We start from the raw sequence: 20,934 nt of genomic DNA on the forward strand, positions 1-20,934 counted from the left end.
CACCAATAGACTGCGGAGTATGGGGGAAATTACATTAAGGCAATGTTTTGTCGCGGCGCAGATGCAACAGATACTGAACCGGGCCCGAAGCGGCGTAGACCAGGAACGCCAGCAACAGAATACGCGGAGGATCACTGAACACCACGGCGAACACCAGCACCACTGCCAGGATTGCCACGAAAGGCACGCGCCCCTTGAGGTCCAGCTCCTTGAAGCTGTTGTACTTGATGTTGCTGACCATCAGCATGCCGGCAGCAGCTACCATCAACGCCACCAGGAACGACATTTTCGAACCCTGAATGCCGTAATCACTGAACGCCCAGACAATACCTGCCACCACCCCCGCAGCCGCCGGGCTGGCAAGACCGATGAAATACCGCTTGTCAGCAGTCCCCACCTGAGTATTGAAGCGCGCCAGACGCAAAGCAGCGCCCGCAACATAGATGAAGGCGACCATCCAGCCAACCTTACCCATATCACCCAGCGCCCAGGCAAATGCCAGCAACGCGGGGGCTACACCAAACGCGACCATATCCGACAACGAGTCGTACTCGGCACCGAAGGCGCTTTGCGTGTTAGTCATGCGTGCCACACGACCATCAAGGCCGTCGAGCACCATGGCAACGAAAATGGCAATGGCAGCAAAACCGAAATACTTACTGGCACTCACCGCATCACCCGCCGCCAGCGCACTTTGGGCGCTCATGGAGTTGATGATGGAATAGAAGCCGGCAAACAGGTTTGCCGTAGTGAACAGGTTCGGCAAAAGATAGATGCCACGATGCCGGACCTTGCGACCTTCGGCGTCATGCCCTTCTTCGACATGCTCATCGATCGGCAGCAGGCTTTCGGCGTCAGAAGCCTGGTGTGGCTCTTCGGGACGTTCGCTCATGGACTTTACCTTGCAACGGTGTGAAAAAATTCGACAAATACTTGCGGCGAGTGTTCGCCCGCAAACGATGCAGCTTTATACCAGAACCAGCCCACAAACGAAAAAACGCGGCCTAGGCCGCGTTTTCCGTTGATGCGTACGACTTAGTTTTTGGCTTTGTCGACGATCTTGTTGGCACCGATCCACGGCATCATGGAGCGCAGTTGCTCGCCGATGATTTCGATACCGTGAGCGGCGTTGTTACGACGCTTGGCGGTCATCGAAGGGTAGCCGGTCGCGCCTTCGCTGATGAACATTTTGGCGTATTCGCCGTCCTGAATACGTTTCAGGGCGTTGCGCATTGCCTGGCGGGACTCGGCGTTGATCACTTCCGGGCCCGTCACGTACTCGCCGTACTCGGCGTTGTTGGAGATCGAGTAGTTCATGTTGGCGATACCGCCTTCGTACATGAGGTCGACGATCAGCTTCAGTTCGTGCAGGCATTCGAAGTAGGCCATTTCCGGCGCGTAGCCAGCTTCAACCAGGGTTTCGAAACCGGCTTTTACCAGTTCAACGGTACCGCCGCACAGAACGGCTTGTTCGCCGAACAGGTCGGTTTCAGTCTCGTCCTTGAAGGTGGTTTCGATGATGCCGGTACGACCACCGCCAACACCCGCAGCGTAGGACAGCGCAACGTTCTTGGCATTGCCCGAAGCGTCCTGGTAGATCGCGATCAGGTCAGGGATACCGCCGCCTTTGACGAACTCGGAGCGCACGGTATGGCCCGGGGCTTTCGGCGCGATCATGATCACGTCGAGGTCAGCGCGTGGCACTACCTGGTTGTAGTGAATCGCGAAGCCGTGGGAGAAGGCCAGGGTGGCGCCCTTCTTGATGTTCGGCTCGATTTCGTTCTTGTACAGCGCGGACTGGAACTCGTCCGGGGTCAGGATCATGACCAGGTCGGCAGCAGCAACGGCGGAAGCAACGTCAGTCACTTTCAGGCCATGGGCTTCAGCCTTGGCAACAGTGGCCGAGCCTTTGCGCAGGCCAACAGTCACGTCAACGCCGGAATCTTTCAGATTGCACGCTTGTGCGTGACCCTGGGAGCCGTAGCCGATGATGGCGACTTTCTTGCCCTGGATGATCGACAGGTCACAATCTTTTTCGTAATAAACTTTCATGAGGTTCCTCTATATATCCAGGCCGTAAGGCCATTCACTAATTTGGGTTAGATGCTGAGTACTTTGTCGCCACGGGCAATCCCGGTGACACCACTGCGTACTGTTTCCAGAATCGAGGCCGTCCCGATCGATTGGATGAAGCTGTCCAGCTTGTCGCTTGTACCGGTCAGTTGAACGGTATAAACGCTGGCGCTCACATCGACGATCTGCCCGCGATAAATATCGGTAGTGCGCTTGATCTCGGCACGCTGGGCGCCGGTGGCCTTGACCTTGACCAGCATCAGCTCGCGCTCGATGTGGGCACTCTCCGACAGGTCGACCAGCTTGACCACTTCGATCAGCTTGTTGAGGTTCTTGGTGATCTGCTCGATCACCTCATCGTGGCCCACGGTGGTCAACGTCAGGCGCGACAGGGTCGGGTCTTCGGTCGGGGCCACGGTCAGGCTTTCGATGTTGTAGTTGCGTTGCGAAAACAGGCCGACAACACGAGACAGAGCGCCGGGTTCGTTCTCCAGAAGCAGGGAGATAATATGCCGCATGATTAAGTACGCTCCGTCTTGTTCAGCCACATGTCGCGCATAGAGCCGTCCTTGATCTGCATCGGGTAGACGTGCTCGCTGGTATCCACCTGAATATCGATGAACACCAGGCGGTCCTTCATGGCGAACGCTTCTTCCATCTTCGGCTTCAGATCTTTCAAGTCGGTGATGCGAATGCCGACGTGGCCATAGGCTTCAACCAATTTGACGAAATCTGGCAGCGACTCCATGTAGGAATGGGAGTGACGGCTGTTGTAGCTCATGTCCTGCCACTGACGAACCATGCCCAGCACGCCGTTGTTCAAGCAGACGATCTTCACCGGAAGGCCGTACTGCAGGCACGTCGACAGTTCCTGGATGTTCATCTGGATGCTGCCCTCACCGGTGACGCACGCGACGTCGGTGTCCGGGAAGCTCAGTTTCACGCCCATGGCCGCAGGAAAACCAAAGCCCATCGTGCCCAGGCCACCGGAATTGATCCAGCGATTAGGCTTGTCGAACTTGTAGTACTGCGCGGCGAACATCTGGTGCTGGCCCACGTCGGAGGTCACAAAGGCGTCGCCCTTGGTCACTTCGCACAGGGTCTCGATCACGGTTTGTGGCTTGATGATGCTGCCGTCGCCCTTATCGTAAGGGAACAGGCCACGATCACCGCGCCATTCGTCAATCTGCTTCCACCAACTGGCGACGGATTCCTTGTTCGGCGCTTCGCCGATGTCCTTGAGCGCGGCAACCATCTCGGTCAATACGCTTTCAACCGGACCTACGATCGGCACATCGGCCTTGATGGTCTTGGAGATGGACGCAGGGTCGATGTCGATATGGATGATCTTGGCGTTCGGGCAGAATTTGCTCGCGCCGTTGATTACCCGGTCATCGAAACGTGCACCCACTGCCAGGATCACGTCGGCATGGTGCATCGCCAGGTTGGCGGTGTAGCTGCCGTGCATGCCGAGCATGCCGACAAACTGGCGATCCGTACCCGGGAATGCGCCGAGGCCCATCAAGGTGTTGGTCACCGGCAGGTTGAGCAGCTTGGCCAGTTCGGTCAGCGGTGCGGAACCGCCGCCCAGAATCACACCACCACCCGAATACAACACGGGACGCTTGGCCGCCAGGAGCATTTCTGCTGCCTTGCGAATTTGCCCCGAGTGCCCACGAACGGCCGGGCTGTAGGAACGCAGCTTGGCTTTTTTCGGGAAGACGTATTCGAATTTTTCCGCCGGGTTGGTCATGTCTTTCGGGATATCAACCACCACAGGGCCCGGGCGACCGGACTGTGCGAGGTAGAAGGCCTTCTTCATGATTTCCGGGATTTCCGAGGCATGCTTGATCATGAAGCTGTGTTTCACGATCGGCCGGGAGATACCGATCATGTCGGTTTCCTGGAATGCATCGGTACCGACCATGGTGCTTGCCACCTGGCCAGAAATGATCACCATCGGGATGGAGTCCATATAGGCAGTCGCGATGCCGGTAATGGCATTGGTTGCGCCTGGGCCGGATGTTACCAGTACCACACCGGCTTTACCGGTGGCACGGGCATAACCGTCAGCCATATGGGTCGCGGCCTGTTCGTGGCGAACCAGGATGTGGGTAACAGCCGGTTCCTTGAACAGTGCGTCGTAGACATGCAGCAGAGCACCACCTGGGTACCCGTAGATATAGTCGACGCCTTCGTCACGCAAAAAGCGGACGAGCATCTCACCGCCAGATAAAAGCTCCACGTTGTTCACCTCTAAAACGCCAGAATACCGTCCGTTGAAAACCGACGGGTCTTAATAGGTTTACTTCTCAACAGAGCATGAGCGACGGTGGTCGCCGACTACGTCAGCACTGACTGAGCAAGTATTGGGATCGTCCCAAGTGTTGCGGGCTTTTCCCACCCAGCGCGAGGTAACGCGTTGCGGGTGTAACAGGTCGGCGCGGATGTGCGCCTCATGATCTGCTGAGCGGGCCTGCTTCTGGCAGTCCCGATACAGCGGACTTTGGATTCTTCTGTTTCAGCCCCTTCAAGTCAAGCAATAATTGCGCTTTTTTCCAACTAAGCGCATGAGAACGTAGAAGAAAGGGGTTTGAGGAGGGATAAAACTCGCCTGAATGTCGTCAAGCGGTAGAAATGTGCGCAAGACTGCCGGAAAACCCGGCAGTCAGGCAATTAACGAGCGTCGGCGATCAGTTGGTCGAACTTTTTCAGCGCATTGCGCAAGCCGAGGCTTTCCAGCGGGCGGTCAGCGTAGACCATCTCCGCCATCTCCATGATCCCCGAAGCATTTGGCAATGGCAGGTCCTGCTCGAGGATCTGCTTCATGCGCACCAGGAAGATCCATTGCAGCCACTGGTGAAAGTCCAGGGTGTCTACCGAAAAGGGCTCAACGCTGCTGAGTGCCTCGACGCTGGGGGACACCTCGTCCCACCAGCCCTGCACGCGCAATTCGCGCTCAATCAGCAATAACTGTTCGGCAATTGCGGGAAAGCGTGCATCCATCAGAGGCTGACCTTGGCTTTCTGGCGAGCCTGGGCCGCGCCGGCTGCGTCACCTTGTGCGGCACGCGCGTCACCAATCAAGGCCCACAGACTGGCTTGCAGGTCTGGACGACCGTTAGCCAGGCTCAGGCCCCGACGGGCAAACTGCTCGGCTTGCGGCGCGTCGCCCTGGGCCATGCGTACTTGCGCCAAGCGGTACAACACTTGAGGCTCGCGAGGTGCAACACGCTGGGCACGCTCAAGGCTGGACGAAGCGCCGTTCAAATCCCCCCTGCCTGCTGTTGCTGGGCAGTGGTCAGCAGCGCCAGCACCGGGCCGTCCAATTGCTCATCAGCCGACAGGCCGCCACCGCTGGAGGATGACGGAATACCACTTGGCGTCGACGGCATGTTGTAGGTGCCTTGATTGATCGGCGCCGCTTGAACCGGCGTGGAGTCAATCGGGCCCGAGGTGCTTGGGCCCGGCGTCCAGGGCTCAGCACTGATCGGCGCCGATGCCGCTGCGCCGCCGCCTGGCACCATCACCACCACGCCGGAATCCTGTGGCATTGCCTGGGTCGTTGCCTGCGCAGGGCGCTGGGTCACGGTTTGACGGAACCCGCCATTGGCCGAAATCCGGTCGTTATTGGAGACGGCTGTGCTGGAGTCCACCACGGGAATGGAGCCGCGTTGGACGCTGGAGCAACCGCTGAGCAAAGCCAGAGCTGTAATAGCTGGAAACAACCATTTGTTCACTTGAAACCCTCTTTGCTTAATTCATCCAGCCCTTGACCCAATCCATCACCGATTCCGCGTCAGCAGGGGCACTGCCACCGCACGCGGCACCGGGTGGCGGTTCGCTGCCGCGAATATACGGCATCTGCACCGCGCCCGGACAGTTGGCATCAGAGCCTTGACCCGTGTGCGGATCAATCCAGGCCTGCACGATGTTATCTGGCTGCGGCATGTTCAACGGCAGTGGGTCGGCTTTGCGCATGAAGCTGGTCCAGACCTGCAGCGCACCGGTAGCACCGGTGAACGGGGTCTTGCCGTTATCGTCACGCCCCAGCCACACCACCGCCAGCACGTCCTGGCCGAAGCCGGCGAACCAACTGTCGCGCGAATCGTTACTGGTACCGGTCTTGCCCGCCAGCGTCAGGTTCGATGGCAGGACCTTATAGACAGAACTACCGGTACCTTCACGCATCACGCGCTGCATGGCGTTCTGAATCAGATAGATGGAGCCCGCATCAAAACGTTGCTGAATCTGGAACGGGTAACGCTTGAGCGGCTCGCCTTCGGCAGTCAACACGCTGCGGATCCCGCGCATCGGTGTATTGAAACCACCGTTGGCTAGGGTCTGGTACATGGTTGCGACTTCCATCGGGGTCATCGCGCCAGCGCCCAGCAGGATCGACGGAAAGGCCGGGAATTCACGGGTGACACCCAGTCGCGCGATCGTCTTGAGGACGTTCGGCACGCCGACTTCAAGGCCGAGGCGGGAAGTGGAGATGTTGTAGGAGTGAGCGATCCCTTGGTATAGGAACACCGTACCGTGGGAGCGACGGTCGAAGTTCTGCGGCGTCCACACCTGGCCATCAGCCCCCTTGACCGACAATGGATCATCCGACAGCCAACTGGTCAGCGTGTATTTGCTCGGCTTTTCCAAGGCGGTCAGGTAAACCGCAGGCTTGACCAGCGAACCGATTGGCCGTACCGCATCCAGCGCGCGGTTGAAACCGGCGAAGCTGGCCTGGCGACTGCCGATCATGGCCTGCACTTCACCGGTTTCCGGGTTGGTCACGACCATTGCCGCTTCGACTTCATCGGAGCCTTTACGCCCCGTGAGGCGCTTGAAGGTGTCATTGACGGACGCTTCGGCTTTCATCTGCAGGATCGGGTCGAAACTGGTGAAGATCCGCAGGCCTTCTTCGGTCAAGTCTTCGTCGCGGTAGTCTTCACGCAGTTGACGTTTGACCAGATCGATAAAGCCTGGGAAGGAGCTGTCCGCCAGCTTGCCGCGGGTGGTTACACCCAGTGGCATTTTCTTCGCCGCGGCGACTTGGTCCGCCGTCGCAACGCCCTGTTGCTCAAGCACATCGAGCACCAGGTTTCGACGTTCCAGTGCGCGCTCAGGGTTACGACGCGGGTTGTAGTAGGAAGGCCCCTTGACCATGCCCACCAGCAACGCGACCTGATGCAGCTTCAATTCAGACAGCGGCTGGCCAAAGAAGAACTGGCTGGCCAAGCCAAAACCATGCACGGCGCGCTGGCCGTCCTGGCCGACGAACACCTCGTTGAGGTAGGCCTCGAGGATTTCCTGCTTGCTGTAGTGCAGCTCCAGCAGCATCGCCATCATGGCTTCGGTGAGCTTGCGCGTCAGGCTGCGCTCATTGGTCAGGTAGAAGTTCTTGACCAATTGTTGCGTGAGCGTGCTGCCGCCCTGGGTCATCTTACCGCCAGAGGTGTTCACCCAAACCGCGCGGGCAATCGACTTCGGCGAGACGCCCCAGTGGTGGTAAAAATCGCGGTCTTCGACGGCGACCAGGGTTTCCAGCAGGTACGGCGGCACCTGATCAAGCTTGATCAGGATGCGATCTTCAAGGTTTTTCGGGTAAATGCCGCCGATCATCAGCGGTTCCAGTCGAACCACGGGCAGCTTCGAGCCATTGAGCGACGACAACTCGGCAACGTAATCGCCGGAAAAGCGCACGCGCACCGGCTGGGCTTTTTCCAGGCCTTCGTAGAACTGGAAGCCGCGGGTATTCAGGTCGACGGTGTTACCCGTGACGGCGGCCGCACCCGGACCGTTGCTCACGGGTTCGCGGCGGTAGCCCAAGGCATCGAGCTCGGTCAGGAAGTCATCCTTGCTCAGCTTCTGGCCGGTGAACAGTTCCAGTGGGCGCGCGTACACCTTGGCCGGAATGGTCCAGCGCTTGCCGGAGAATTTCTCCTGGACCACAGCGTCGAGGTACACCGCAAAGCCGGCGAGCACGACGAGGCCCACCAAGCCAAGCTTGAGCGCCCAGCCCAGCCAAGGGCGAAGGCCACGGGAGGGAGGTTTTTTACGGGAACGGGGAGATCGGGTTCGAGTCATGGCGGCGGATTATACGCACTTTATTGAGGATCAACATGAGCCGGACAGCGGTTTGCACGACCGGCCGCAGCAGCCATAATGCCCGCCATGTTTTTCCCCAGACTCTGAAGGATCGCCCGTGAGCCAGTCCCTGATCGCCGCCCTGCAAAACCCGGCTTTATACCCCCATCCGGTTGAAGCGTTCCAAGTCATCGAGACCCATATTTCCTGGGTCGTACTGACCGGTTCCTACGCTTATAAACTGAAGAAGCCGATGAACTTCGGCTTTCTGGATTTCACCGACCTGGAAAAGCGCGGCCACTTCTGCCGGGAAGAACTGCGCCTCAACCAGCGCCTGACAGACGATTTGTATCTTGAAGTGTTGCCGATCACCGGCACTGCCGAAGCCCCGCAACTGGGTGGCGATGGCCCGGTGATCGAGTACGCGCTGAAAATGCGTCAGTTCCCACAAAGCCAATTGCTCAGTACCCTGCAAGCCAACGGCGAACTGACCAGCGCGCACATTGATGAGATGGCCAAGCAGATCGCGCACTTCCACCTCACCGCGCCGACAGTCCCGCAAGAACACCCTGCCGGCACCCCGGACGAAGTGATGGCACCGGTTCGCCAGAACTTCGATCAGATCCGCCCGTTCCTCAGCGACAAGGCTGACCTGGCTCAACTGGACGCGCTGCACGCCTGGGCCGAAAGCAGCTTCGAGCGCCTCAAGCCGCTGTTCGCCCAGCGCAAGCTGGAGGGTTTTACCCGCGAATGCCACGGTGATATTCACTTGGGTAACGCAACCCTGATCGATGGCCACGTGGTGATCTTCGACTGCATCGAGTTCAACGAGCCTTTCCGCTTTACCGACGTGTACGCCGACACCGCCTTCCTGGCCATGGACTTGGAAGACCGTGGCCTCAAGTCCCTGGCGCGTCGCTTCATCAGCCAGTACCTGGAGCTGACCGGTGATTATCACGGCCTGGAAGTCCTGAACTTCTATAAAGCCTACCGAGCGCTGGTACGCGCCAAGGTTTCACTGTTCAGCATGCCGAGCGAAGCCAGCCCGGTGCAGCGCGCGACGACCCTGCGCCAATACCGCAACTATGCCAACCTGGCGGAAAGCTACAGCACCATTCCGTCGCGCTTCCTGGCAATTACCCATGGTGTTTCGGCCGTAGGCAAAAGCCATGTTGCCATGCGCCTGGTCGAAGCCTTGGGCGCTGTGCGCCTGCGTTCGGATGTGGAGCGCAAGCGCCTGTTCGGCGAGCAACATGTGGAAAACACGCCTCAGGCCGGCATCTATGCAGCCGATGCCAGCGCGGCGACCTACGCGCGCTTGAATGAAATCGCCGACACCGTCCTTCGCGCAGGTTACCCAGTGGTGCTGGATGCGACCTTCCTTAAGCGCGAACAACGTGATGCAGCTGCCAAGATTGCTGAAGCCACCGGTGCACCCTTCCTGATCCTGGATTGCAATGCGCCTCAGGCCGTTATCTCAAGCTGGTTGGCGCAACGTCAGGCAGATAAAAACGATCCTTCCGACGCGACATTGACGGTTATCGAAGAACAGCACGCCAATCGCGACCCGCTGACAGCCGAGGAACTGCTCCTCAGCAAACGCGTCGAAACCAACGAAAGCGGGACCCTGGATGCCTTGGTCGCGCATATTCGCCAACACTTGCCAGGCTTGTAAAGAAAAATTTCTTGGTCGTGTCGTCTGCCAAGTCGCACGACCAAGCAATAGTGGCACTATAATGGCGTCATAAATCCAACAGGAGTCGCCTTCATGAGTCAGCCCAAGCTTCTTGATACTCCGCTTTACTCGCTCCTGCATAAAGATGATGTCCGAGGATTTAACGAGGAACGCCCAAAAGACGGGGTCATCGATATGCGCGGTGGCGACTTCCGTGGGTTGGACCTGCGTGAGCTTAACGCCGCTGGCGTGGATTTTACCGACGCGTATTTCCGCTCCGCCGATTTGCGTGGCCTGGACTTGCGTGACTGCCCAATGGAAGGAGCGAGCCTGGCCCATGCGCAGATTTCCGGTACTTACTTCCCGCCAGAACTCACTGCCGATGAGATCCTCATGTCGGTCAATTTCGGCACCCGCCTACGCTACCGCACCCGCTAAAAGCCGCTGCCTCTACCCCGGTTTCGCATAGTCGAACCGGGGACTTCCCGCCTGCATGATCTAGTCATTCTCATACGTCTTTAGGCCGTTTCCGACTAAAGAACTACGCTTTTCCTACTGAGCGCTACACTCCTGCTCAGGCTTGCCTGGTCACGATACCCACCGAACCATTCGGCCGTCGCAAGGAGGCTTGATGAACGATGAGCTGCAACACCTGAAAAACCTCGGCAAGACGTCAGCACAGTGGCTGCACGCAGTGGGCATCCACAGTGCGTCGGACTTGCGTCGCCTGGGCGCGGTCGATGCTTACCGAGCCGTGCGGACGCGCGGGTTCCGCGCGTCAAAAGTGCTGCTGTATGCCATCGAAGGGGCATTGATGGATGTGCACTGGAACGACATTCCTGCTGAGCGCAAGGAAGCGTTGAACCGTCAATTGGACGCTCTGTCGGCACGCCAGAAAAATTAGCTCGACTATAAAACCCAACATTTACAGGCATTGCGAACATACGTTTGAGAAAACGCGGAAGACATGCAAAAACAAATGTTGACTCTCAAATGAGAATCGTTATGATTATCACAACTGGTCGCGAGATCAGCCGATAACTGAAAGACCATTGGTTCGGACTCTCAGATTATCTCCTCATCAGGCTAATCACGGTTATTTGACCCGGCTCTTGCCGGGTCTTTTTTTGCCTGTCAAAACCTAGCGCGCAATAATCAACGGATGCCCACGTTCCGGATGGGGTTGCACGAGCACATCCAGACCAAACACCGCTTTCAGCGGCTCAGGCTGCATTACCTGCGCCGGTGTATCCAGGGCATGGGGACGCCCCGCCTGAAGCAACATAATTCGATCACAGTAACGCGCCGCCAGGTTCAGGTCATGAAGGATCACCAGCACTGCCGCTCCTCGATCGGCAAAGGTCCGGATGGCCTGCAAGGTTGTATGTTGGTGCAAGGGGTCCAGCATTGACGTCGGCTCATCCAGCAGTAACGTCTGCCCTGCTTCACCTGGCCATAACTGCGCAAGCACGCGCGCCAGGTGAACGCGTTGACGCTCCCCGCCAGACAACGCCAGGTAGCTGCGACCGCTCAAGTGACCGACATCTGCCGCCTGCAAGGCTGCCTTTATAATCTCGTCGTCGCGTACTCGCCCAGTTTGATGTGGCAAACGCCCCATGCCGACAACCTCTTCGACGCGGAATGCAAAGTCCAGCGTCGAAGCCTGGGGCAAAACCGCAAGGCGCTGCGCCCGCTGCGCACCACTCCATTCGCTCAACGGTCGTTGATCCAGCCACACCGTGCCTTGATCGGGATGCAGTTCACCGCACAACGCGCCTAGCAACGTGCTTTTACCCGCGCCATTTGGGCCCAATACGCCAAGCACCTCGCCCGGCAATAAATCGAGGGTGACATCCGCCAACACAATTTTACGCCCGCGACAGATCTGCAAGTCTTCCACACGCAGCATCAGGCACGCCCCCGCAACAACAGGTAAAGAAAAAACGGAGCGCCGATAAACGCAGTGACGATGCCGATCGGCAGTTCAGCCGGCGCCAAGGCAAGGCGCGCTACCAGATCGGCAAACAGCAGCAAGCTTGCACCCGCCAATACGGAAGCTGGCAACAGCACCCGATGATCCGGCCCCGCCAGCAATCGCACCAAATGCGGCACCACCAGGCCCACGAAGCCAATCATGCCTGCTGCGGCCACCGCAGCGCCCACCCCCAAAGCCGTGCAGAAGACCAGCTCACGCTTAAGCCTTTCCACATCAATCCCAAGGTGATTGGCTTCTGACTCGCCGAGCAGCAATGCATTCAGCGCCTTCGCTCGGCGCGGCAACCACAGCGCCACACCCGCGCTCACCAGCAACAGCGGCCATAACCTGGAATAGCTGGCGCCGTTAAGGCTCCCTAGGTTCCAGAATGTCAGGGTGCGCAAGGTGGCGTCATCGGCCAGGTAGGTAAACAGGCCCACCGCAGAGCCGGCGAGGGCTGTAAGGGCAATGCCGGCAAGCAGCATCGTCGCGACATTGGTTTGGCCGTTGCGCCGCCCCAGTCGATAGACCAATGCGGTGACGCCCAGCCCGCCGAGGAATGCGCACAGCGATAACAAGTACGGCCCGAATGCATCCGGCAAACCGCCAAAAAACGAAGCACCGACAATCGCCACTGCAGCCCCCAACGCCGCACCGCTGGAAACCCCGACTAATCCAGGATCAGCCAGAGGGTTGCGGAACAATCCCTGCATCGCCACTCCCGACAAAGCCAACACGCCGCCGACCGCCAACCCCAGCAGCGTACGCGGCAAACGGATCTGCCCCAGGATCAGCTCAGCCTGCTCCAGCCCCTGTGCCTCAATAGGCAGCCCCATCAGTCGCAACGCGGCGTTGAGCGTATCCAGCAATGGCAAGCTGACCGGCCCCAATGCCAGCGAGAGCCAGATAGCCAATACACACAACAGCGCCAGCCCAATAAAGAGCGTCTTCGGTTTAACCAACGTGGTCATGGGGCAGGCTTAGCATGGGACGGATAAAACCCGGCAGACAGCTCTGCCAGGCTTTTCGGCAGGCGCGGCCCAAGCCCGCCGACCAGCAAGGTGGTGTCCACCTCAAACACCCGCCCACTCTTAGCCGCCGGAGTGGAAGCCAGGATCGGATTCTCTTTGAATAGCGCCGCACGCGCCGCATCACCACTCAGGGCACGGTCAGCAAATACCAGCACATCCGGGCTCAACCCCGCCAACGACTCCACCGAAAAAGGTTTGTAACCACTATGGGTCGCCAGATTGCGCCCGCCCGCCTGTTGCAACATCCAATCAGCCGCCGTGTCTTTGCCCGCGATCAGCGGCTTGCCGCCTGCATGCCCGAGCAGCAGCAATACACCTGGCGCGTTTTGGGTGGACTGAGCCTTGGCGACCCAACGCTTTTGCTGGTTCAGCGCCTGCTCATATCCGGCAAACAATTCGGAGGCCTTGGCGTCATTACCCAACAACGTGCCCAACTGCTGAAGATTGCCTTTTAACGCAAGCAAGTCAGGCTGCGCCGAGAACATCTCCACCTGCACGCCCGCGCTACGAATCTGCGCCAGCACGGGCGGTGGGCCCATTTCTTCAGTCCCCACCAGCACCTGCGGGCGCAAACTCAGGATGCCTTCAGCCGACAACTGTCGCTGGTAGCCAATGCTCGGCAACGCCCTGAGGGACTCGGGATGTTGACTGGTGGTATCGACCCCCACCAGTTTTGCCTCACCGCCCAGGGCCGTCACCCATTCCGACAGCGCCCCACCGGCACTTACCCAGCGTTGTGGCAGTTCAGAGGCTTGGGCCCCATGGTTGACCAGCAGTCCGACAACAAGCGCGATAGCGCTGGCACTCAGGCGCATAACAGGGTTTCCTTCCAGGGGCAGGGCCGCTCAAGCACTCATCAATGTGACAGAAAACGCTTGCCCACCATCGTAATGAGCGCCCGTACAGCAAACGGGCGAAACCGGCATTTGATAATTGTTTGCATTTGAACGTCAAGGCACTTAAGGACTGAAATGAAGTTTCTCTGCTCCTCCGACACCCTCGCGCCAGACAGCAGCCTCGGTTTTGACATCGACGGCTGCAAGCTGTTGGCCGTGCGCCGAGACGGCGTGCCCTACTTCTATATCAACCGCTGCCCCCATCGCGGCGTTCCACTGGAATGGCAACCCGATCAGTTTCTCGACTCCAGCGCCAGCCTGATCCAATGCGCCACCCACGGCGCTCTGTTCCTGATCGAAAGCGGCGAGTGCATCGCCGGCCCTTGCGCCGGCCAAAGCCTCACCCCCCTGCCTGGCCGCGAAGACGCCCAGGGCCTTTGGGTGGAACTCTAGTCGAGCAGCACGTCCAACCGTCGGTCTACACAGATTTCTTCTGATGTAACCCGCACGCCATAGGCCAGCACTTCCACCCCCGCCGCCTTGGCTTCACGTAGCGCAGAGGCGTAACCGGCGTCGATCTCCACGGCCGGGCGCACTGCATCAATCCCCGAGAGATTGACGCAATACAACTGCACTGCCCGCACGCCCTCGCGCGCCAGATGGGCCAGTTCGCGCAAATGCTTGGCGCCGCGCTGGGTCACCGCATCGGGGAAGGCGGCAACCGAGGAACCATCAAAGCCCAGGGTCACGCTTTTGACTTCAACGTAGGCCGCGCCGTCGGCATACTCCAGGCGAAAGTCGATACGGCTTTTCTCCTGACCGTAGGGTACTTCGCGCTTCAAGGCGGTGAAGCCATTGAGTTCGGTAATTACCCCTGCACGCAATGCCTCCTCGACCAACTGATTAGCGCGTGCCGTGTTCACGCACGCCAGACGGCCCTGGGGTGTCTCGGCGATTTCCCAGGTGCCGGGCAACTTGCGTTTAGGGTCATTGGAGCGACTGAACCAGACCTGCCCGCCTTCGACCATGCAATTGAGCATCGAGCCGGTGTTAGGGCAGTGAATGGTCAGCAACTCGCCGCTAACGGTTTCGATATCGGTGAGAAAACGCTTGTAGCGGCGAATCAGCCGCGCTTCTTCGAGGGGAGGATTAAAGCGCATCAGCCTTGCCAACTCCGCAAGCCACGTGCGATCCGTTCCACTGCTTCCTGTAGCCGATCGAGGTTTTGCGTGTAGGCAAAGCGCACATGGTGGCCGGCCTGGTAGCGGCCAAAATCCAAGCCTGGCGTAAACGCCACATGCTCGGTTTCGAGGAAGTGGCGACAGAATGCGAAGGCATCACCGCCGAACGCGCTGATATCGGCATACAAATAGAATGCGCCTTCCGGCTCGACGGCAATACCAAATCCCAGCTCGCGTAACGCTGGCAGCAAGAAGTCGCGACGGCGACCAAATTCGGCCCGGCGCTCTTCCAGAATGTTCAGGGTTTGTGGGGTGAAGCAGGCCAGCGCCGCGTGCTGCGCCATGCTTGGCGCACTGATGTAGAGGTTTTGCGCCAGTTTCTCCAATTCACCCACAGCGTCGGGCGGCGCAACCAACCAACCCAGGCGCCAGCCGGTCATGCCGAAATACTTCGAAAAACTATTCAGGACGAAAGCATCATCGTCGACTTCCAGCACGCTGGCTGCGTCCGTGCCGTAGGTCAGGCCATGGTAAATCTCATCCACCACCAGATGGCCGTTGCGCGCTTTGATTGCGCCGGAAAGGCCGGCCAATTCGTCGCGGGTCAGGATCGTGCCGGTCGGGTTGGCTGGCGACGCTACCAGCGCGCCCACACTGTCCTGGTCCCAGTGCTTGGCTACCAAGTCGGCGGTCAACTGATAGCGCACCTCGGGGCCAACCGGCACCAGTTGCGCCGCGCCCTCCACCAATCGCAGGAAGTGGCGATTGCAGGGGTAGCCTGGGTCTGCGAGCAACCAATGCTTGCCCGGGTCCACCAAAAGGCTGCTGGCCAGCAACAAGGCGCCGGAACCACCAGGGGTGATCAAAATGCGCTGGGGGTCAACGTTCAGCCCATAGCGCAGCTGATAGAAACCGCTGATGGCTTCGCGCAGTTCCGGCAGGCCGCGTGCCGCGGTGTAGCGGGTCTTGCCATTGGCCAATGCTGCCTGGCCGGCCTGGATGATCGGCTCGGCGGTGGTGAAGTCCGGCTCGCCGATTTCCAAGTGAATCACGTCATGCCCGGCGGCTTGCAGCTCATTGGCCCGCGCCAGCAATGCCATGACATGAAAAGGTTCGATGGCGCGACTGCGCGCACTGTAGGGCTGAGCCATTAGCCTTCCTTAACGGTAGGGACAAAATCTGGATTCTACCGAACCCACGCCGTAAAACATGTTCTATTGCCTGCCCGGCGGCCTGTACGGATCGGGCAAGCGCCTGCAAAACGACTAAAATCAACATTCGAGGCAACCCATGCCCAGCAATGGCGGGCTGATGTAGTTTGCAACCCCTTTGCCATGGGCCTCGACAACCGGGAGTGGCGCACCCCGAATCTATCTGGTAAGTTCGCCCGCTTGCAGCCGCAGGGCCGGCAGGTGTCGGTGACGTTGCAATCCTGCGCAATGGATTAGAAGAGTGAGAGGCGGTCTATTCATGTCCACCCAAGCAAAGCAACAGCAGACTCAAGGCCTCAACGGCTTCGAACCTTACGTAGAGAAGAAAGGTGAGGAGTACATGGGCGAGCCCATGCGCGAGCACTTCACCAAAATCCTGAACAAGTGGAAACAGGACTTGATGCAGGAGGTCGACCGCACCGTTGACCATATGAAGGACGAAGCAGCCAACTTCCCTGATCCGGCCGACCGTGCGAGCCAGGAAGAAGAATTCGCCCTTGAACTGCGCGCCCGTGATCGCGAGCGCAAATTGATCAAGAAGATCGACAAGACGCTGCAGCTGATCAAGGACGAAGAATACGGCTGGTGCGAATCCTGCGGTGTCGAGATCGGTATCCGTCGCCTGGAAGCCCGCCCAACCGCGGACCTCTGCGTAGACTGCAAGACCTTGGCCGAAATCAAGGAAAAACAGGTCGGCAAGTAATCCCGCCGAGCTGAACGAATGGGGCGTGCAAACGCCCCATTTTTGTTTCTGGCGTTTACCGAATTTCCAGTAGTATCCGGCCCATGACAGCCTCTACTTATATCGGGCGTTTCGCCCCCACGCCCAGTGGCCATTTGCATTTCGGCTCGCTGGTCGCTGCTCTCGCCTCCTACCTTGATGCCCGCGCCAATAACGGCCGCTGGTTGATGCGTATGGAAGACCTCGACCCTCCCCGTGAAGAGCCCGGCGCCCAAGCCGCGATCCTGCGCGCCCTGGAAAGCTACGGCTTTGAATGGGACGGTGAACAGGTCCGGCAAAGCGAGCGGCACGAAGCCTACGCCAAAGTGCTGAACGACATGTTCAACCACGGCCTGGCCTACGCCTGCACCTGCTCACGCAAACAACTGGAACCCTACAACGGGATCTACCCAGGCCTGTGTCGCAATGCCGGCCACGATCAGCAGGACGCCGCCATCCGCTTGCGTGTCCCTGAGCTTGCGTACCACTTTACCGACCGCGTTCAGGGCGAATTCCGACAGCACCTGGGACGCGATGTAGGCGATTTCGTCATCCGTCGCCGAGATGGCCTTTATGCCTATCAACTGGCTGTAGTGCTCGACGATGCATGGCAAGGTGTTACCGACATCGTGCGCGGCGCTGACCTGCTCGACTCCACGCCACGCCAACTCTACTTGCAAGAGTTGCTCGGCCTGCGCCAACCGCGCTACCTGCACGTGCCGCTGATCATCCAGCCGGACGGTAACAAGCTGGGCAAATCCTATCGTTCCCCACCGTTGACGCCCGACCAGGCCACGCCTTTGCTACTGAGAGCCCTGCGCGCCCTCGGCCAGCAACCCGGCGCCGAACTGCTGCACGCCAGCCCACGGGAACTGCTGGATTGGGGCATTTCACACTGGGATGCGACAAAGATCCCGCGCACACTCACGCTGGCCGAAGCGCAATTGAGCTGAAGGCGCTTGCAGCTTGCCAAGCATCCGTTACCATCGCCGCAGTTTTTCAATCAGAGGCCAACATGTACATCTATCGATTGGTCCTGCTGCTGGTCGTCGGGATCTACCTGTTTTCTCCCGCCATCATGGATTGGTGGATCGACGCCACGGGCGCCTGGTATCGCCCTTATTTGCTGTGGCTGATTCTGATCGTCGTGACTTTCATCCTGCAGAGCCAAAAAGATGCCGATGAGCTTTAGCCTCACCCAGATGCTGCTGATCAGCGCCGCCTATCTGGCCGCGTTGTTCGGCGTCGCCTGGATCAGTGAGCGCGGAATGATTCCGCGGGCGATCATTCGCCATCCATTGACCTACACCTTGTCCCTGGGCGTGTATGCCAGTGCCTGGGCGTTTTACGGCACCGTCGGCCTGGCTTATCAATACGGTTATGGCTTTCTTTCCAGCTATCTCGGGGTGTCCGGCGCGTTTCTGCTGGCGCCGGTGTTGCTGTACCCGATCCTGAAGATCACCCGCACTTATCAGTTGTCATCCCTGGCCGACCTGTTCGCCTTCCGCTTTCGCAGCACCTGGGCCGGCGCGCTGACCACCATCTTCATGTTGATCGGTGTATTGCCGTTGCTGGCCCTGCAAATCCAGGCCGTGGCCGACTCCATCAGCATCCTCACCCGCGAGCCTGTGCAACATAGAGTCGCCCTGGCGTTCTGCGCGCTGATCAGCCTGTTCACGATTTTCTTCGGCTCGCGCCATATTGCCACCCGTGAGAAACACGAAGGCCTTGTGTTTGCGATTGCCTTCGAGTCGGTGATCAAGCTGATCGCCATTGGCGGCGTAGGCCTCTATGCGCTGTACGGTGTGTTCGACGGCCCGCAACAGTTGGAGTTGTGGCTGCTGCAAAACCAGACCGCCCTCGCCGCCCTGCACACGCCCCTGCAGGAAGGCCCATGGCGCACGCTGCTGCTGGTGTTCTTCGCCTCGGCGATCGTGATGCCGCACATGTACCACATGACCTTCACCGAAAACCTCAACCCGCGCTCGCTGGTCAGCGCCAGCTGGGGTTTGCCGCTGTTCCTGCTGTTGATGAGCCTGGCAGTGCCGCTGATCCTGTGGGCGGGTCTGAAACTGGGGGCAACTACCAACCCGGAATACTTCACCCTCGGCATCGGCATTGCCGCCAACAGCCCGGCGTTGGCACTGTTGGCTTATGTCGGCGGTTTGTCAGCGGCCAGCGGGTTGATCATCGTCACGACCCTGGCGCTTTCGGGCATGGCACTCAACCATTTGGTATTGCCGCTTTACCAGCCGCCGGCCGAAGGCAACATCTACCGCTGGCTGAAATGGACGCGCCGCGCGCTGATTGTTGCGATCATCATGGCCGGATACGGTTTCTACCTGCTGCTGGGCGCCGGGCAAGACCTGGCCAACCTGGGTATCGTTGCATTTGTCGCCACCTTGCAGTTCCTGCCGGGTGTGCTGTCGGTACTGTACTGGCCGACCGCCAATCGCCGTGGGTTTATCGCCGGCTTGTTGGCGGGGATCCTGGTGTGGGTCGTGACCATGCTGCTACCGCTGGTCGGCAACCTGCAGGGCTTCTACATCCCGCTGCTCAACATGATTTACGTGCTGGATGACACCAGTTGGCACATGGCGGCGATTGCGTCCTTGGCCGCCAACGTCTTGATGTTCACCCTGATCTCGCTGTTCACCAACGCCAGCCCGGAAGAAACCAGCGCCGCCGAAGCCTGTGCGGTGGATAACGTGCGTCGCCCGCAACGGCGTGAATTGCATGCGGCCTCGCCCCAGGAGTTCGCCACGCAACTGGCCAAGCCGTTGGGCGCCAAGGCGGCGCAAAAGGAAGTCGAACAGGCGCTGCGCGATCTCTACCTGCCGTTCGACGAACGCCGCCCCTACGCGCTGCGTCGTTTACGTGATCGCATCGAAGCCAACCTGTCGGGGCTGATGGGGCCGAGCGTGGCTCAGGACATGGTGGAAACCTTCCTGCCCTATAAGGCTGGCGGCGAAAACTATGTCACCGAAGACATCCATTTCATCGAGAGCCGACTGGAGGATTACCACTCCCGCCTCACCGGTCTCGCCGCCGAACTCGACGCCCTGCGCCGCTACCACCGCCAGACCCTGCAGGAACTGCCGATGGGCGTGTGTTCCCTGGCCAAGGATCAAGAGATCCTGATGTGGAACAAGGCCATGGAAGAGCTCACGGGCATCCCTGCACAACGCGTCGTCGGTTCACGCCTCAATACCCTGGGCGAGCCCTGGAAAGAACTGCTGCAAGGCTTCATCAATCTGCCCGACGAACACTTGCACAAGCAGCACTTGGCCCTCGACGGCCAGACACGCTGGCTCAACCTGCACAAGGCCGCCATCGACGAACCCCTCGCCCCCGGTAACAGCGGCCTGGTGTTGCTGGTGGAAGACCTGACCGAAACCCAGATGCTCGAAGACAAGCTGGTGCACTCCGAGCGCCTGGCCAGTATTGGTCGACTGGCAGCGGGGGTGGCCCATGAAATCGGTAATCCGATCACCGGTATCGCGTGCCTGGCGCAGAACCTGCGGGAAGAGCGCGAAGAAGACGGCGAAATTACCGAGATCAGCGGGCAAATCCTCGAACAGACCAAGCGCGTCTCGCGGATCGTGCAGTCGCTGATGAGCTTCGCCCACGCGGGCGGCCATCAGAACCAGGACGAAGCCGTGTGCCTGGCCGAGGTGGCGCAGGATGCCATAGGCTTGCTCGCCTTGAACCGGCGTAATTTCGAAGTACAGTTTTTCAACTTGTGCGACCCGGACCACTGGGTAGACGGCGACTCACAACGCCTAGCCCAAGTGCTGATCAACCTGCTGTCCAACGCCCGCGATGCGACCCCAGCCGGCAGCGCGGTACGCGTCAAGACCGAGGCTTTCGAACATACGGTCGATCTGATCGTCGAAGATGAAGGTAGCGGTATTCCACAGAACATCATGGACCGATTGTTCGAACCCTTCTTCACCACCAAGGACCCAGGTGAAGGTACCGGTCTGGGCCTTGCACTGGTCTATTCCATCGTTGAAGAGCATTATGGACAAATCACCATCGACAGCCCGGCTGACACAGAAAGCCAACGCGGCACCCGTATTCGGGTGACCTTGCCGCGTCATGTCGAAGCGACGTCCGCTGTGAACTGAGACCGTCGAGAGAATTGAATC

19 protein-coding genes and 1 pseudogene are annotated in these 20,934 nt (G+C 59.3%); 8 read left to right on the forward strand and 12 right to left on the reverse strand.

Annotated elements, in window-relative coordinates; genetic code table 11:
- Positions 1–34 precede the first annotated feature (34 nt).
- From pssA to mrcB, 7 genes and pseudogenes are all read right to left on the reverse strand, one after another.
- On the reverse strand, positions 35–892 hold the full coding sequence (gene pssA, locus AB4O35_RS01355; RefSeq protein ID WP_049711521.1) for a CDP-diacylglycerol--serine O-phosphatidyltransferase: 858 nt from the start codon (positions 890–892) through the stop codon (positions 35–37).
- 143 nt (positions 893–1,035) lie between these two features.
- Complete coding sequence (gene ilvC, locus AB4O35_RS01360) at positions 1,036–2,052, reverse strand: ketol-acid reductoisomerase (protein ID WP_007948647.1); 1,017 nt, start codon at positions 2,050–2,052, stop codon at positions 1,036–1,038.
- A gap of 47 nt (positions 2,053–2,099) precedes the next feature.
- Complete coding sequence (gene ilvN / locus AB4O35_RS01365; RefSeq protein WP_003176102.1) at positions 2,100–2,591, reverse strand: acetolactate synthase small subunit; 492 nt, start codon at positions 2,589–2,591, stop codon at positions 2,100–2,102.
- A gap of 2 nt (positions 2,592–2,593) precedes the next feature.
- Positions 2,594–4,318: an acetolactate synthase 3 large subunit gene (locus AB4O35_RS01370; protein ID WP_065945495.1), complete on the reverse strand. Its 1,725-nt coding sequence runs from the start codon at positions 4,316–4,318 to the stop codon at positions 2,594–2,596.
- Between the two features lie 431 nt (positions 4,319–4,749).
- On the reverse strand, positions 4,750–5,079 hold the full coding sequence (locus AB4O35_RS01375; RefSeq protein ID WP_049711520.1) for a YqcC family protein: 330 nt from the start codon (positions 5,077–5,079) through the stop codon (positions 4,750–4,752).
- Positions 5,079–5,812, reverse strand: a pseudogene (locus AB4O35_RS01380) (tetratricopeptide repeat protein). Before AB4O35_RS01380 ends, AB4O35_RS01375 begins: the two are co-directional and overlap by 1 nt.
- A 16-nt stretch (positions 5,813–5,828) precedes the next feature.
- Complete coding sequence (gene mrcB / locus AB4O35_RS01385) at positions 5,829–8,153, reverse strand: penicillin-binding protein 1B (RefSeq protein ID WP_065881622.1); 2,325 nt, start codon at positions 8,151–8,153, stop codon at positions 5,829–5,831.
- A gap of 118 nt (positions 8,154–8,271) precedes the next feature.
- Here mrcB and AB4O35_RS01390 point away from each other — a divergent pair, with 118 nt between their 5' ends.
- From AB4O35_RS01390 to AB4O35_RS01400, 3 genes are all read left to right on the forward strand, one after another.
- Positions 8,272–9,828 (forward strand): bifunctional aminoglycoside phosphotransferase/ATP-binding protein, encoded by a 1,557-nt coding sequence (locus AB4O35_RS01390; protein WP_065881625.1) that lies wholly within the window; start codon positions 8,272–8,274, stop codon positions 9,826–9,828.
- Positions 9,829–9,921: 93 nt separating this feature from the next.
- A complete protein-coding gene (locus AB4O35_RS01395) occupies positions 9,922–10,266 on the forward strand; it encodes a pentapeptide repeat-containing protein (RefSeq protein WP_065945455.1) in 345 nt (114 codons plus the stop codon).
- 193 nt (positions 10,267–10,459) lie between these two features.
- The gene (locus AB4O35_RS01400) at positions 10,460–10,732 is read left to right on the forward strand and encodes a TfoX/Sxy family protein (RefSeq protein WP_010206563.1); all 273 of its coding nucleotides are present in this window, start codon (positions 10,460–10,462) and stop codon (positions 10,730–10,732) included.
- A 237-nt stretch (positions 10,733–10,969) separates the two neighbouring features.
- Here AB4O35_RS01400 and AB4O35_RS01405 read toward each other — a convergent pair whose 3' ends face one another.
- The 3 genes from AB4O35_RS01405 to AB4O35_RS01415 are packed head-to-tail and all read right to left on the reverse strand — an operon-like array spanning position 10,970 to position 13,649.
- A complete protein-coding gene (locus AB4O35_RS01405; protein ID WP_065945456.1) occupies positions 10,970–11,737 on the reverse strand; it encodes a heme ABC transporter ATP-binding protein in 768 nt (255 codons plus the stop codon).
- Entirely contained in the window at positions 11,737–12,774 is a 1,038-nt protein-coding gene (locus AB4O35_RS01410) for a FecCD family ABC transporter permease (RefSeq protein WP_065875690.1), read from the reverse strand. Before AB4O35_RS01410 ends, AB4O35_RS01405 begins: the two co-directional genes overlap by 1 nt.
- The gene (locus AB4O35_RS01415) at positions 12,771–13,649 is read right to left on the reverse strand and encodes a heme/hemin ABC transporter substrate-binding protein (protein WP_065945457.1); all 879 of its coding nucleotides are present in this window, start codon (positions 13,647–13,649) and stop codon (positions 12,771–12,773) included. The genes AB4O35_RS01410 and AB4O35_RS01415 overlap by 4 nt, the downstream gene beginning before the upstream one ends.
- 156 nt (positions 13,650–13,805) lie before the next feature.
- Between AB4O35_RS01415 and AB4O35_RS01420 the strand changes: the two genes are divergently transcribed.
- Complete coding sequence (locus AB4O35_RS01420) at positions 13,806–14,123, forward strand: Rieske (2Fe-2S) protein (protein WP_065875688.1); 318 nt, start codon at positions 13,806–13,808, stop codon at positions 14,121–14,123.
- Here the strand turns inward: AB4O35_RS01420 and sfsA are convergent.
- Together sfsA and AB4O35_RS01430 are read right to left on the reverse strand one after the other, a co-directional pair.
- Positions 14,120–14,830, reverse strand: a complete 711-nt coding sequence (gene sfsA, locus AB4O35_RS01425) for a DNA/RNA nuclease SfsA (protein WP_065891111.1) — start codon at positions 14,828–14,830, stop codon at positions 14,120–14,122. The genes AB4O35_RS01420 and sfsA overlap by 4 nt on opposite strands.
- Positions 14,830–16,002: a pyridoxal phosphate-dependent aminotransferase gene (locus AB4O35_RS01430; RefSeq protein ID WP_065945458.1), complete on the reverse strand. Its 1,173-nt coding sequence runs from the start codon at positions 16,000–16,002 to the stop codon at positions 14,830–14,832. Before AB4O35_RS01430 ends, sfsA begins: the two co-directional genes overlap by 1 nt.
- A 319-nt stretch (positions 16,003–16,321) precedes the next feature.
- Between AB4O35_RS01430 and dksA the strand changes: the two genes are divergently transcribed.
- The 4 genes from dksA (at position 16,322) to AB4O35_RS01450 (ending at position 20,913) form a co-directional block, all read left to right on the forward strand.
- Complete coding sequence (dksA, locus tag AB4O35_RS01435; RefSeq protein WP_025857127.1) at positions 16,322–16,765, forward strand: RNA polymerase-binding protein DksA; 444 nt, start codon at positions 16,322–16,324, stop codon at positions 16,763–16,765.
- A gap of 83 nt (positions 16,766–16,848) precedes the next feature.
- A complete protein-coding gene (gene gluQRS, locus AB4O35_RS01440; protein WP_065945459.1) occupies positions 16,849–17,736 on the forward strand; it encodes a tRNA glutamyl-Q(34) synthetase GluQRS in 888 nt (295 codons plus the stop codon).
- Between the two features lie 62 nt (positions 17,737–17,798).
- The gene (locus tag AB4O35_RS01445; protein WP_003176118.1) at positions 17,799–17,975 is read left to right on the forward strand and encodes a hypothetical protein; all 177 of its coding nucleotides are present in this window, start codon (positions 17,799–17,801) and stop codon (positions 17,973–17,975) included.
- Positions 17,959–20,913, forward strand: a complete 2,955-nt coding sequence (locus tag AB4O35_RS01450) for a sensor histidine kinase (RefSeq protein ID WP_175402993.1) — start codon at positions 17,959–17,961, stop codon at positions 20,911–20,913. Before AB4O35_RS01445 ends, AB4O35_RS01450 begins: the two co-directional genes overlap by 17 nt.
- Positions 20,914–20,934: the final 21 nt, after the last annotated feature.

This window comes from Pseudomonas sp. H1_A03, from assembly GCF_054685145.1.

Coding starts and splice junctions, on each gene's coding strand:
- pssA (WP_049711521.1), bottom strand. CDS start 892: ATGAGCGAACGTCCCGAAGAGCCACACCAGGCTTCTGACGCCGAAAGC.
- ilvC (WP_007948647.1), bottom strand. CDS start 2,052: ATGAAAGTTTATTACGAAAAAGATTGTGACCTGTCGATCATCCAGGGC.
- ilvN (WP_003176102.1), bottom strand. CDS start 2,591: ATGCGGCATATTATCTCCCTGCTTCTGGAGAACGAACCCGGCGCTCTG.
- AB4O35_RS01375 (WP_049711520.1), bottom strand. CDS start 5,079: ATGGATGCACGCTTTCCCGCAATTGCCGAACAGTTATTGCTGATTGAG.
- mrcB (WP_065881622.1), bottom strand. CDS start 8,153: ATGACTCGAACCCGATCTCCCCGTTCCCGTAAAAAACCTCCCTCCCGT.
- AB4O35_RS01395 (WP_065945455.1), top strand. CDS start 9,922: ATGAGTCAGCCCAAGCTTCTTGATACTCCGCTTTACTCGCTCCTGCAT.
- AB4O35_RS01400 (WP_010206563.1), top strand. CDS start 10,460: ATGAACGATGAGCTGCAACACCTGAAAAACCTCGGCAAGACGTCAGCA.
- AB4O35_RS01405 (WP_065945456.1), bottom strand. CDS start 11,737: ATGCTGCGTGTGGAAGACTTGCAGATCTGTCGCGGGCGTAAAATTGTG.
- AB4O35_RS01410 (WP_065875690.1), bottom strand. CDS start 12,774: ATGACCACGTTGGTTAAACCGAAGACGCTCTTTATTGGGCTGGCGCTG.
- AB4O35_RS01415 (WP_065945457.1), bottom strand. CDS start 13,649: ATGCGCCTGAGTGCCAGCGCTATCGCGCTTGTTGTCGGACTGCTGGTC.
- AB4O35_RS01420 (WP_065875688.1), top strand. CDS start 13,806: ATGAAGTTTCTCTGCTCCTCCGACACCCTCGCGCCAGACAGCAGCCTC.
- sfsA (WP_065891111.1), bottom strand. CDS start 14,830: ATGCGCTTTAATCCTCCCCTCGAAGAAGCGCGGCTGATTCGCCGCTAC.
- AB4O35_RS01430 (WP_065945458.1), bottom strand. CDS start 16,002: ATGGCTCAGCCCTACAGTGCGCGCAGTCGCGCCATCGAACCTTTTCAT.
- dksA (WP_025857127.1), top strand. CDS start 16,322: ATGTCCACCCAAGCAAAGCAACAGCAGACTCAAGGCCTCAACGGCTTC.
- gluQRS (WP_065945459.1), top strand. CDS start 16,849: ATGACAGCCTCTACTTATATCGGGCGTTTCGCCCCCACGCCCAGTGGC.
- AB4O35_RS01445 (WP_003176118.1), top strand. CDS start 17,799: ATGTACATCTATCGATTGGTCCTGCTGCTGGTCGTCGGGATCTACCTG.
- AB4O35_RS01450 (WP_175402993.1), top strand. CDS start 17,959: ATGCCGATGAGCTTTAGCCTCACCCAGATGCTGCTGATCAGCGCCGCC.